10 protein-coding genes are annotated in these 11944 nt (G+C 61.2%); 8 read left to right on the forward strand and 2 right to left on the reverse strand.

The genetic code is table 11. The features are described from left to right. Positions 1–3: 3 nt before the first annotated feature. The 4 genes from AC2CHD_RS10135 to AC2CHD_RS10150 all read left to right on the forward strand — a co-directional run bounded on the left by AC2CHD_RS10135 (position 4) and on the right by AC2CHD_RS10150 (position 6640). Positions 4–1602, forward strand: a complete 1599-nt coding sequence (locus AC2CHD_RS10135) for a GMC family oxidoreductase (protein ID WP_484553570.1) — start codon at positions 4–6, stop codon at positions 1600–1602. An 83-nt stretch (positions 1603–1685) separates the two neighbouring features. Beyond that, positions 1686–2300, forward strand: a complete 615-nt coding sequence (locus AC2CHD_RS10140; RefSeq protein ID WP_484554225.1) for a TetR/AcrR family transcriptional regulator — start codon at positions 1686–1688, stop codon at positions 2298–2300. Between the two features lie 92 nt (positions 2301–2392). Further along, the gene (locus AC2CHD_RS10145; RefSeq protein ID WP_484553571.1) at positions 2393–3484 is read left to right on the forward strand and encodes an efflux RND transporter periplasmic adaptor subunit; all 1092 of its coding nucleotides are present in this window, start codon (positions 2393–2395) and stop codon (positions 3482–3484) included. Between the two features lie 12 nt (positions 3485–3496). Continuing rightward, the gene (locus tag AC2CHD_RS10150) at positions 3497–6640 is read left to right on the forward strand and encodes an efflux RND transporter permease subunit (RefSeq protein ID WP_484553572.1); all 3144 of its coding nucleotides are present in this window, start codon (positions 3497–3499) and stop codon (positions 6638–6640) included. Positions 6641–6712: 72 nt separating this feature from the next. Here AC2CHD_RS10150 and AC2CHD_RS10155 read toward each other — a convergent pair whose 3' ends face one another. Then, on the reverse strand, positions 6713–6994 hold the full coding sequence (locus AC2CHD_RS10155; protein WP_229447972.1) for a DUF2218 domain-containing protein: 282 nt from the start codon (positions 6992–6994) through the stop codon (positions 6713–6715). 174 nt (positions 6995–7168) lie between these two features. Here AC2CHD_RS10155 and AC2CHD_RS10160 point away from each other — a divergent pair, with 174 nt between their 5' ends. The 4 genes from AC2CHD_RS10160 (at position 7169) to AC2CHD_RS10175 (ending at position 10826) form a co-directional block, all read left to right on the forward strand. Next, positions 7169–8101, forward strand: a complete 933-nt coding sequence (locus AC2CHD_RS10160) for a siderophore ABC transporter substrate-binding protein (protein WP_229447970.1) — start codon at positions 7169–7171, stop codon at positions 8099–8101. A 7-nt stretch (positions 8102–8108) separates the two neighbouring features. After that, on the forward strand, positions 8109–9110 hold the full coding sequence (locus AC2CHD_RS10165; RefSeq protein ID WP_484553573.1) for an ABC transporter permease: 1002 nt from the start codon (positions 8109–8111) through the stop codon (positions 9108–9110). A gap of 67 nt (positions 9111–9177) precedes the next feature. Continuing rightward, complete coding sequence (locus AC2CHD_RS10170) at positions 9178–10071, forward strand: iron chelate uptake ABC transporter family permease subunit (RefSeq protein WP_484554226.1); 894 nt, start codon at positions 9178–9180, stop codon at positions 10069–10071. After that, positions 10068–10826 carry an iron ABC transporter ATP-binding protein gene (locus tag AC2CHD_RS10175; protein WP_484553574.1) on the forward strand — a complete coding sequence of 253 codons (759 nt, stop codon included), beginning with the start codon at positions 10068–10070 and terminating at the stop codon, positions 10824–10826. Before AC2CHD_RS10170 ends, AC2CHD_RS10175 begins: the two co-directional genes overlap by 4 nt. A 9-nt stretch (positions 10827–10835) precedes the next feature. On the opposite strand, the gene AC2CHD_RS10180 is transcribed toward AC2CHD_RS10175, so the two are convergent. Then, positions 10836–11888: a LacI family DNA-binding transcriptional regulator gene (locus AC2CHD_RS10180; protein WP_484553575.1), complete on the reverse strand. Its 1053-nt coding sequence runs from the start codon at positions 11886–11888 to the stop codon at positions 10836–10838. Between the last annotated feature and the right edge of the window lie 56 nt (positions 11889–11944).

The raw sequence follows: 11944 nt of genomic DNA on the forward strand, positions 1-11944 counted from the left end.
GCCATGACAGAGACATTCGACTATATTGTCGTCGGCGCGGGGACGGCGGGTTGCCTTCTGGCCAACCGCCTTTCCGCCGACCCGAAGGTCTCGGTGCTGCTTCTGGAGGCGGGTGGCAAGGATAACTACGCCTGGGTGCATATTCCGGTCGGTTATCTCTACTGCATCTCCAACCCACGCACCGACTGGTGCTTTACCACCGAAAGCGAGGCCGGGCTGGGGGGGCGCTCGCTGGCCTATCCGCGCGGCAAGGTGCTGGGCGGCTGCTCCTCCATCAACGGCATGATCTACATGCGCGGGCAGGCGCGCGATTACGACCGCTGGCGGCAGATGGGCTGCACGGGCTGGGCCTGGGATGACGTCTTGCCCTTCTTCAAGAAGCCGGAGGACTATTACCGGGGCGCGGACGACATGCATGGCGCCGGCGGCGAGTGGCGCGTGGAAGAGGCGCGCGTGCGCTGGGACATTCTGGATGCGTTTCAGGATGCGGCCGAAGCGCTCGGCATCCCGAAGGTCGACGATTTCAATCGGGGTGACAATGAGGGCTCTTCCTATTTCCGGGTGAACCAGCGCGGCGGCATACGCTGGAATGCCTCGAAAGCCTTCCTGAAGCCCGTGCGGCACAGGCAGAACCTGCGGGTTGAGACCGGCGCGCATGTGCGCCGGCTTATCGTGGAAGAGGGGCGCGTCACGGGTGTCGCCTATGAGCAGAACGGGGTGGCGCGCGAGGCACATTGCCGTGCCGAGGTTGTTCTGTCGGCGGGCGCAATCGGCTCGCCGCACATTCTCGAACTGTCGGGCATCGGGCGCGGGGAGGTGTTGCAGGCAGCCGGCATTCCCGTGGTCTTCGAGCAGAGTTCGGTGGGCGAAAACCTGCAGGATCATCTGCAATTGCGCTGCGCCTACAAGGTTTCGGGCATTCGTACGCTCAACGAACAGGCAAGCCGGCTGACCGGAAAGGCGGCGATTGCACTGGAATATCTTCTGAAACGGTCGGGCCCCATGTCGATGGCGCCAAGCCAGCTTGGCCTTTTCACACGCTCCGATGAAACGCGCGAAACGGCCAATCTGCAATATCATGTGCAGCCTCTCTCGCTCGACAAGTTCGGCGACCCGGTCCATCCGTTCCCGGCGTTTACGGCGAGTGTGTGCAACCTGCGGCCAGACAGCCGTGGCTCGGTGCATCTCACCTCGAAGGATTTTCGGGCGCAGCCGGCGATCCGGCCCAATTATCTTTCCACCGAGAGCGACCGGCAGGTCGCTGTCGATGCGATCCGTTTGACGCGCCGTATCGTCGCTCAGCCGGCCCTGCAGCGCTATCGGCCCGAAGAATTCAAGCCGGGTCCGGACTACCGGAGCGAGGAAGAACTCGTTGAGGCGGCAGGGCAGATCGGCACCACGATCTTCCATCCCGTCGGCACCTGCCGGATGGGGGCGGATGAGGAGGCGGTGGTTGATCCACGGCTTCGAATGCGCGGTCTGAAAGGCTTGCGGATTGCCGATGCGTCGGTGATGCCTGCCATTGTTTCGGGCAATACGAACTCACCGACGCTGATGATCGCGGAAAAGGCGGCGTCGATGATCCTCGAGGATGCGCGATAGGAGAGGACTGTGGTATGGCCTGGGTAATTGCCTGTTGACTCGATGAAGGCTGACGATTATTGAAAATCGTCAGGATTAAGATGATGAAACAGACCGCCCGCACACGCACCGATCCGGAAGAGACCCGTGGCCGCATTCTGGAAGTGGCCGAAAATTTCTTCCGCAGTATCGGTTATCAGAAGACGTCCGTTGCCGATATCGCAGCGGAAGTGGGCATGAGTCCGGCCAATGTCTACCGGTTCTTTCCCTCCAAAGGGGCGATCAACGAGTGTATTTGCGGACGGATTGTCGAGGAAGTGGCGGAAATCGCCTTTTCCATCGCGCGGACCAATGCACCGGCACCCGAGAAGCTGTCGCGGCTTCTGATGGCGATCCACGAGCATCACAAGGTCACGCTGATCAAGGAAAAGCGGACGCATGAGATGGTCGCGGTGGCGATGCAGGAAAACTGGGCGATCATCAAGGCGCATATCGAGCGTGTCACCACGATTATCGAGGGAATCATCCGCGAGGGTGTCGAGGCCGGAGAGTTTGAAGTTGAGGACCCGGCAGAGGCGGCGCGCTGCGTGAAAACAGCGTTTGTGCCATTCTTCCATCCTCTGTTGATCGAACATTGCATACAGCACGGTGAAGACACCGAGCAGGGGCTGCGCGAGCAGTTGCGTTTTATCCTGAAAGCACTGGGCAAGCGGACATAGGTCGACGCGGGGACGTGGACGCCATTTCGTGCGCCTAAATAGTGAATAATATTGAGAATCATCAGTTAATAGTATTTACAAGGTGGGCTGCCATGCCGCTGACAATGATGAAACGGGTTGTTCTTCTGGGCGCCATGGCGCTCGCGCTGGCGGCCTGCCAGGAAGAGGAGGTGGCTGAGCGTCCCGACCCGGTCGTGCGGGTGGCGACGGTGCGGCTTTCTCCGCTCGCCGAAACACGCACTTACACGGGCACGATCGTGCCGCGCACCGAAGTGGCCGAGGCCTTTCGCGTCGGCGGCAAGGTGGCTGAACGGCGCGTGGATGTGGGGGACCCGGTCAAGGCCGGAGAGGTTCTGGCGCAGCTCGATCCTGCCGATCTCAACCTCCAGCTTGAGCAGCAGCGGGCGGCACTTACAGCAGCGCGCGCAAGCCTCACAAAGGCTGAAACCGATCTGGAACGGGCGCGCAAACTCTTCAAACGCGGGCATGTGACTCAGGCAGCGCTCGATGCTCAGGCGCTGGCCGTCGACGAAACGCGCTCGCGCTTCGAGCAGGCCGAGCGCGCGGTTGCCCTTGCCGAAAACCAGATGGGCTATGCCGAACTGACGGCATCCTTCGACGGCGTGGTGAGTGCCGTGGGGGTGGAGGCGGGCCAGGTGGTTTCGCCCGGTCAGATGGTGGTGAGCGTGGCGCGGCTGGATGAAAAGGAGGTCGAGGTTTCGATCCCCGAGAGCCGGCTCGCCGATCTGGAAGGCTCCACCGCCGAAGTGTCGCTGTGGGCCGGCGGCGGGATCTATGCCGCGAAGGTGCGCGAGATTGCGCCGGAGGCCAACGGCACCAGCCGGACCTATCCTGTACGCTTTTCCGTGCCGGAGGCGGACGAAAGTGTCCGGCTCGGCATGACCGCCACCGTTTCACTCACCAAAGGAGATCCGTCACCGGTCGCTCGCATACCGATGACGGCGGTTCTCGACGATGGCCGGGGCCCGGTCGTGTTCGTAGTCGATCCCCCCTCGAACGAACTCAAACGCCGGCCGGTCGTCGTCGAGGCCTATCAGTCGCGCAATGCGATCATTGCAGAGGGGCTCGAGGAGGGCGAGAAGATCGTCACGCTCGGTGTCCAGAAATTGCAGGAGGGCGAGCGCGTGAGGCTCGCCGAAATCCAGTCCGCCAGCGCCGACTGACCGGGGGCCATCATGCAGCGATTCAACCTTTCGCAGTGGGCCGTCACCCACCAGACGCTTGTTCTCTTCCTGATCATCGTTCTCTCGCTTGGCGGGGCCTATTCCTATGCGCGGCTTGGCCGTGCGGAGGATCCGAGCTTTACGATCAAGGTCATGGTGGTGAATGCCATCTGGCCGGGCGCCACGGCTGAGGAGGTGCAGCGACAGGTCGCCGATCCGATCGAGAAGACGCTGCAGGAAGTGCCCTATTTCGACAAGGTGCGCACCTATTCCAAACCCGGCTCCACCTTCATGCAGGTGCAGCTGGAGGACACGACGCCGCCGGGCGAGGTGGCCGACATCTGGTATCAGATCCGCAAGCGTGTCGGCGACATTCGCGCCTCGCTGCCGCAGGGTGTGATCGGTCCTTTCTTCAATGACGAATTCGGCGATGTGGACAGCGCGCTCTACATGCTGACCGGCGACGGCGCGACGATGCGCGATCTGAAGGACGCGGCCGAAGACATCCGCCAGCGGCTTCTGCGCGTGCCGGATGTGGAGAAGGTGCGCTTTTACGGCGCTCAGGACGAGCGCATCTATGTCGAGTTTTCCCATTCCAAGCTTGCCACTCTGGGCATCGACCCTCAGGTGATCTTCAATTCCATCGCGGCTCAGAACGCGGTGACACCTTCGGGCGAGATCGAGACGGCATCCGACCGGGTGTTTTTGCGCGTGGAGGGAGCGCTGAAGGGCGTGGAAGCCGTGGCTTCGGTGCCTGTTGCCGTAAACGGCACCGTGTTCCGCCTTGGCGATATCGCGGATGTGCGGCGCGGCTATGAAGATCCGCCCAACTTCACTGCACGCCATAAGGGACAGCAGGCGCTCGCCATAGGCGTGGTCATGGCCGAAGGCGCGAACATTCTCACGCTGGGCGAAAATCTCGATCAGGCCATGAGCGTGATCAAGGCCGATCTTCCGGTCGGTCTGGAACTCGACATGATCTCCAACCAGCCGGAAGTCGTGCAGGACTCTGTCGGCGAGTTCATCAAGGTGTTTCTGGAAGCGCTGGCCGTGGTGCTGGCGGTGAGCTTCCTGTCGCTCGGCTGGCGCACGGGCATCGTGGTGGCGCTGGCGGTGCCGCTGGTGCTGGCCATCGTGATGATCGTGCTCGACATTCTGGGCATGAGCCTGGAGCGCATCACGCTCGGCGCGCTCATCATCGCGCTGGGTCTTATGGTGGATGATGCGATCATCGCCGTCGAAATGATGGTGGTGAAGATGGAGCAGGGCTATGACCGGCTGAAAGCGGCGACCTTCGCCTGGACCTCCACGGCCTTTCCCATGCTGACGGGAACGCTGGTGACGGCGGCGGGCTTTCTGCCGGTCGGTTTCGCGCAGTCGACGGCGGGCGAATATGCCGGCGGTATTTTCTGGGTTGTCGGCATCGCACTGGTGGCGTCGTGGTTCGTGGCGGTGATCTTCACGCCCTATATCGGCGTCAAGCTCCTGCCCGATTTTCACAAGCACGGCGCTGCCGTGGCTGAGGGCGGACAACACCACGATATCTACGACACGCGCCTCTACAACGCGCTGCGCCGGATCGTGGAATGGTGTGTCTCCTGGCGCTGGGTGGTGATTGCGGCAGTGATCGGGCTCTTTGCGGTCTCCATCTATGCCTTCGGCTTCGTGCAGCAGCAGTTTTTCCCGACCTCGCCCCGCCCCGAACTGATGGTGGAAATCCGCCTGCCGGAAGGCGCGCCGATCAAGGCCACCGAGGCTTCGGCCCGGGCAATGGAAGAGGTGGTCGCGGCTGACGAAGAGGTGCTGACCTACTCCACCTATACAGGTGCTGGTGCCCCGCGCTGGTTCCTCGCTTCCAACCCGGAACTGCCGAAGCCGAATTACGCGATCATCGTGATGTACACCGAAGATGCAGCGGCCCGCGACCGGGTCAAGGAACGGCTTCAGACCTATATCGACGAGGGCGGCCTGCCTGAAGCGCGCGTGCGTGTCACGGAACTCGTGTTCGGCCCGCCCGTGGGCTTCCCTGTTCAGTTCCGCGTGATCGGTCCGGATCCGTTGGAGGTGCGCCGCATCGCCTATGAGGTGCGTGATGTGATGGCGCAAAACCCCAATGCGCTTGATCCCAATCTGGACTGGAACGAACAGGCAAAATCCATCCGGCTCGAAGTCGATCAGGACCGCGCACGCGCGCTCGGCCTGACACCGCAGGATATCGGCCGCACGCTGCAGACCCTGCTCTCAGGCCTGACGGTGACTTCCGTCCGCGACGGCATCGAGCAGGTGGATGTGGTGGCGCGCGCGGTGGAGAGCGAAAGGCTCGACATCGAGCATCTGGGCGACCTGACGATCGCCACGCGCGGCGGGGCTCCGGTTCCGCTGTCGCAGGTGGCCAGGGTGGTCTACGGCCATGAAGAACCGATCCTGTGGCGGCAGAACCGCGACATGCTGATTACGGTCCGCGCCGATGTCCCCGCGGGCGTACAGCCGCCGGATGTTTCCTCGCAGATATGGCCGACGCTTCAGCCGCTGATGGAAAACCTGCCGGTGGGCTATCGCATCGAAATGGGCGGCTCCATTGAGGAGAGCGCCAAGGCAAATGCAGCTCTGTTCGAGGTGTTCCCTGTCATGGTTCTGGCCATGCTGACGATCCTGATGATCCAGCTCCAGAGCTTCTCGCGGCTCGCCCTGGTTTTTGCCACCGCCCCGCTCGGTCTCATAGGTGCTGCGTTCGGGCTTCTGATCTTCAACCAGCCCTTCGGCTTCGTGGCCCTGCTCGGGCTGATCGCACTCGCCGGCATGATCATGCGCAACACGGTGATCCTGGTGGATCAGATCAAGGCTGACCTTGAAGACGGGTTGCCCGAATGGACGGCGATTATCGAGGCAACGGTTCGCCGCACACGGCCCGTGGTGCTGACCGCACTTGCCGCCATTCTGGCCATGGTGCCACTCTCAAGCAATGTGTTCTGGGGACCGATGGCGTTTGCCATTATGGGCGGGCTCACCGCAGCGACGGTGCTGACCATCCTGTTCGTGCCTGCGCTCTATGCCGCGTTCTACCGGGTCCGGCGACCGGGTGAGGAACAGCAGAGCAGCGTTGGCGTTTCCCTTCAGGACAATGAACAACTCGCGCTGCCTCAGGCAGCCGAGTGACGAAAGGCGGCGGAATTCATTGCTCGCGTTCCGCCGCCTTTCAGGTTTTCCGCCAATCAAGCGCCTGATCCCTCAGGCTTGCCAGGCAATCTCCGGCTTTTCGCGCCAGGCAAAGCGCGAGAGGTGATCGTCAATCACGCTCTGGGCACGGGCCAGCTCCTCGTCCGTTTTGGCGCTGCACTCGATGGTCAGCGCTGCTTCGTCTGCACGCATGACGCAGTCACCAAACGGGAAATCCACCTTGCCGCGCGATGGGTCGAAGTCGACGCTTACCTTGTGAGCAAAGTGCTTGCAAAGCTGCTGCAGATATTTCGACGCGTTTTCCGTCGTGACGACGGCCTTGGATTGCAGCATGAGAAATGTCTCCGGAAAAGGATTGTCGAAACTGTTTGGTCGATTGTCCATACAGATAAGTTGATTACAATAATCATATTTGCTAACCGACATGCTGACAAGGGTGTTGTCGGCCGGTCGAGCCCTGAACGGCAGACGCCTCCTTGCAATTTCCTGGACATTTGGAGCGTGTCGATGATTGCAAATTTACCGTCACTGGCCGGACGTTTCCTGGCTTCCGCCATTGCGCTTGCGGCTTTCCTGCCGGGCTATGCCAATGCTGGGGAGATCGCTGTCCAACATGCTCAAGGCGAGACCATTTTACCTGACACGCCCAAGAAAGTGCTGACATTCGATCTCGCCGCGCTGGACACGCTCGATGCCCTGGGCGTCGAGGTGGCGGGCGTACCGAGCGCACTGATCCCCGATTATCTGTCCAAATATGAAGCCGACGGATACGCAAAGATCGGCTCTCTCTTCGAGCCGGACTTTGAAACAGTGAATGCGGCGAGCCCGGATCTGATTATCGTGGCAGGCCGGTCCGCTCCGCAATACGAGGCGTTGTCAAAGATCGCGCCGACAATCGATCTGACAATTGAGCCGAACAATTTTCTGAAAGGTGCTCAGGAGAATGCGCGTAAACTGGGCATGATTTTCGACAAGGAAGATGCGGCGGAGGCGTTGATCGACAAGCTCGAAACGTCGGTTGCCACTTTGCAGGAGACCGCGAAGGGGGCCGGAAAAGGCCTGATCATTCTCACCAATGGCGGCAAGGTTTCGGCTTATGGCCCGGGCTCGCGTTTCGGCTGGCTGCACGACGATCTCGGTATTGCGCCCGCCGTCGCGGATGTGGAGGCGGCCACGCACGGCGAAGCTGTTTCGTTTGAATTCATCCTCAAGACAAATCCGGACTGGCTTTTCGTGGTTGACCGCGATTCGGCGGTTGGAAATGACGGCCAGTCGGCGAAGCAGACGCTCGACAACGAACTCGTTGCCGCAACCACCGCCGCAAAGGAAGGCAATATCTACTATGCCGACGCGGCTCGCTGGTATCTCGTTGGCGGTGGCATGACGGCCCTTCAGGCAGAAGTTGACGCGATCACCAAGGCGCTGAGCGCAGCCGACTGACCGCACCATGCAAGCCGTCGCCAGCATGTTCGTTCGAGTTCGCCCTGCCGCCGGTCTGATGCTGGCGGTGGGATGCGTGTTTGCTCTGGCTGCCATCAGCCTGTTCATCGGTGTAGCGGACATGCCGCTGGGCGACCTCGTTCGCGGTGATGGCGGCGCGCAGGCCATCCAGCTTCTTCTCGTGAGCCGCATACCGCGCACGGTGGCGCTGCTGCTTTCGGGCATGTCCATGGGCGTTGCCGCACTCATCATGCAGATGCTGTTTCGCAACCGCTTTGTGGAGCCCACGACCACCGGCACGGTTGAAGCTGCAAGTCTTGGTCTGCTGGTGGTGGCATTGCTCGCGCCGGGCCTGCCAATCTTCTACAAGATGGTTGTGGCTTCGAGCTTTGCGCTGGGAACCACCTTCCTGTTTCTGCGGCTCGTCTCGAAAATTCCGACCGGTTCCAGCCTGGTCGTGCCGCTTCTGGGGTTGATGTTCGGCGGTGTCATCAATGCAGTTACGACCTTCTTTGCCTACCGCTACGACTTGCTTCAATCACTCGCGACATGGACCAATGGCGATTTCTCCGGTGTGCTGCGCGGGCGTTATGAACTGCTTTTCATCGCCGGGGGGCTCGCAGTCTTGTCCTATCTGGCGGCAGACCGGTTCACCGTGGCAGGGCTGGGCGAGAGCTTTACCCGCAATCTCGGTCTCAATTACGGGCGCATAGTTGCGTTGGGCCTGGCGATCGTTTCGATGGTTTCGGCCGCCGCGGTGGTAACGGCGGGCACGGTGCCGTTTCTGGGGCTCATCGTTGCCAATCTCGTTAGTCTGGCAGTGGGCGATAATCTGCGCCGCGCCCTGCCATGGGTTGCTGTTTCAGCGGCAGGGTTCCTTCTCGCATGCGACATTATCGGCCGTCTGGTGCGCTTTCCCTATGAAATCCCGGTTGGCACCGTTGCGGGTGTCCTCGGCTCCGGTGTTTTCCTGTTCCTCCTTCTTCGTCGGCGAGCGCGTTTTGGCTAAAGCTCCTTCATGGCAGAGGCCTCGCCTGGCGCTTGCTGGTCTCGGATTGGCTGCAATCGCGGCGATGATGGCCTTCATGACCATCGGGGCCAAAGGCAACTGGGACTTCGTGCTGCCGTTTCGCGGTGGAAAGCTTCTGGGTCTCGTGCTGGTTGCCTATGCGGTCGCGACGGCGACGGTGTTGTTTCAGACCATCACGCAGAACCGGATCCTGACCCCGGCGGTGATGGGTTTCGATTCGCTCTATGTAGCGCTCCAGACCGCACTCGTTTTTTTTCTCGGGACACGGGATCTGGCGACGATCGATATGCGCCTCCGTTTCGTTCTGGAGATGGTGCTGATGGTGGCGCTGTCGATGGCGCTGTTTTACTGGCTGTTTCTCTCACGACGGCGCAGCCTGCATCTTGTGGTGCTGGCGGGCCTGGTGTTCGGCGTGTTCTTCCGCAGCCTCTCGCACATGATGCAGCGCATTCTCGACCCCAATGAGTTCATCGCCCTGCAGGACATGTTGTTCGCCAGCTTCAACACCATTGATACGCAGTTGCTGGCGGTCTCTTCGGTGGTTGTGCTGGTGACGGCCTGGGTGAGCCGCCGGCTGCTGGCGAAGCTCGATGTTTTGATGCTGGGACGTGATACGGCGGTCAATCTGGGCATCGATTACCAGCGTGTGGTGATGATGCTGTTCGCCGTGATCGCCGTTCTAGTTTCCGTTTCGACTGCGCTGGTCGGGCCGGTTACGTTCTTCGGGCTTCTGGTGGCAAGCCTTGCCTATCAGGCGGTGGCCACGGATCGGCATAAATACACGCTGCCGGCGGCGACCCTGATCGCCATCATCGCGCTGGTGGGGGGGCAAACGGTGATGGAGCGCGTGTTCGGTTTCGACACTGCGTTGAGCGTCATCATCGAGTTTACCGGCGGCCTCGCCTTCATGCTGCTACTCTACCGGAATTTGAACCGATGATCGAAATCCACAATCTCACCAAACGCTATGATGAGGCGGCGGTGGTCGACAATGTCAGCCTGACGCTGCCGGAAAGTGGCATCACCGCGATCGTCGGCCCGAACGGAGCCGGGAAATCGACGCTCCTCTCCATGATGGCCCGGCTGATTGCGCCGACATCGGGCCGGGTCCTGGTCGATGGCCTCGACGTACAGGCAACGCCGGGCGCCGTCCTCGCCAAGCGGCTGGCGATCCTGAAACAGAACAATCAGGTCGGTATGCGACTGACCGTAAACGAGTTGGTCGCGTTCGGGCGGTTTCCGCATTCGGGTGGCCGTCCCACCGTCGAGGACAAGCGGCATGTCGACGAGGCGATCGCCTATCTGGGGCTTGATGACTTACGGACCCGGTTCCTGGACGAGCTTTCGGGCGGTCAGCGCCAGCGCGCCTTCGTGGCCATGGTTCTGGCGCAGGATTCGAAATACGTGCTGCTCGACGAGCCACTCAACAGCCTCGATATGAAACATGCAGCGGCGATGATGAAGCTGTTGCGGCGCACTGCTGACGAGCTCGCCAAATCCATCACCGTGGTGATCCACGACATCAACTTTGCTTCCATCTATGCCGACCATGTGGTGGCGATGCGGGATGGGCGGGTGATGCTTGAGGGAGGGGCGGTGGATCTCATGCAGGAGACGATGCTCAAGGACATCTACGACACGGTCGTGAAGGTGCGCGAGGTGGATGGGCACCGGCTGGGTCTGCACTATCTCTGAGAACGGGCGCTATTTCCCATTGCTGCCACGGACAGATTTTCTCCAGGACATCGGTGCTGTCAGATGGATGACGCGCGCTTCGCCGTCTCCGTCCTCCTCGGCCAGCCAGTCCACGGCGGACGAGGCAATTTCCTCTATCGGTTGCCGGAAGGTGGTGAGCTGATAGCTGTCCCAACTGGCCTGTGGAATATCGTCAAAGCCGATCACGGAGAGATCGTCCGGGATCTTGAGAGAAAAACGATGACGGGCGGCGTCCATCACGCCGCAGGCGATCAGGTCCGTTGTGCAGAAAATGGCGTCTGGCCTCTCCGGCAGCACGAGCAGGCGTTCGCCCAGTGCCAGACCGCTCTCATATCCGGTGGGGCCGAAACGCTCGCAGGTCACGGGCAGTCCGCGTCGGTGTGCTTCAGCAAAAAAACCTTCCTCGCGTGCGACGAGACTGGGGGTGCCGGCATTGGATGTCGCGAGGGCCAGCGTTCGGCAACCGGCTCTGAGAAACGAGGTGAGCGCGAGCCGGGCTGCATCGGCGTCGTTGAGGCGTATCTGGATGGAGCGTGAATGCGCATCGTCACGGTTGATCAGCACGAGGCGAAGCCCGTTGCGATGGCAAAGGTCGCTGATGGATTTGTCGGGCATGCCGGACAGAACGATCGCTGCCTCCGCGCGGTAGCGGATCGCCTGTTGCAGGGCCATGTCCACGCTTCTGTCCGAACGATCCGTGTTGATGAGGATGGCGACCCGGCCAACGGCCTGCAGGCGTTCGGTCACGGCGCGAAGCAACTCGGATCGGTAGGGTGTGGCCAGATCCGCCCCTACCACGGCGACGATCCCTGTTTTTTGGCTTATGAGGCCTCTGGCAAGGTGATTGACCTGATACCCGAGCGCCTCGGCGGCAGCGATGACCTTGCTGCGCGTCTCCTCTGAAACGCTCGCACCAGGCGTGAAGGTGCGTGAAACGGCTGCGCGGGAAACACCGGCCCGGGCCGCAACATCCTTGGCGCTGACGGAAGCCTTTCGAGCCGACACGTTTGCTCCTGACGGTGTGTTTGTTGCTCGGATCATAAACGGATTGCACAGCTGTTCAATCAGAACGTTAGTATCAAATTGCCGTGCATTAT

It is taken from the genome of Nitratireductor sp. ATLC21 (assembly GCF_057196525.1).

What these genes read in the sequence shown, in the direction of transcription:
- AC2CHD_RS10160 (WP_229447970.1), top strand. Translation starts at nt 7,169, where the DNA reads ATGATTGCAAATTTACCGTCACTGGCCGGACGTTTCCTGGCTTCCGCC.
- AC2CHD_RS10145 (WP_484553571.1), top strand. Translation starts at nt 2,393, where the DNA reads ATGCCGCTGACAATGATGAAACGGGTTGTTCTTCTGGGCGCCATGGCG.
- AC2CHD_RS10135 (WP_484553570.1), top strand. Translation starts at nt 4, where the DNA reads ATGACAGAGACATTCGACTATATTGTCGTCGGCGCGGGGACGGCGGGT.
- AC2CHD_RS10150 (WP_484553572.1), top strand. Translation starts at nt 3,497, where the DNA reads ATGCAGCGATTCAACCTTTCGCAGTGGGCCGTCACCCACCAGACGCTT.
- AC2CHD_RS10140 (WP_484554225.1), top strand. Translation starts at nt 1,686, where the DNA reads ATGAAACAGACCGCCCGCACACGCACCGATCCGGAAGAGACCCGTGGC.
- AC2CHD_RS10170 (WP_484554226.1), top strand. Translation starts at nt 9,178, where the DNA reads ATGGCCTTCATGACCATCGGGGCCAAAGGCAACTGGGACTTCGTGCTG.
- AC2CHD_RS10180 (WP_484553575.1), bottom strand. Translation starts at nt 11,888, where the DNA reads ATGATCCGAGCAACAAACACACCGTCAGGAGCAAACGTGTCGGCTCGA.
- AC2CHD_RS10165 (WP_484553573.1), top strand. Translation starts at nt 8,109, where the DNA reads ATGCAAGCCGTCGCCAGCATGTTCGTTCGAGTTCGCCCTGCCGCCGGT.
- AC2CHD_RS10155 (WP_229447972.1), bottom strand. Translation starts at nt 6,994, where the DNA reads ATGCTGCAATCCAAGGCCGTCGTCACGACGGAAAACGCGTCGAAATAT.
- AC2CHD_RS10175 (WP_484553574.1), top strand. Translation starts at nt 10,068, where the DNA reads ATGATCGAAATCCACAATCTCACCAAACGCTATGATGAGGCGGCGGTG.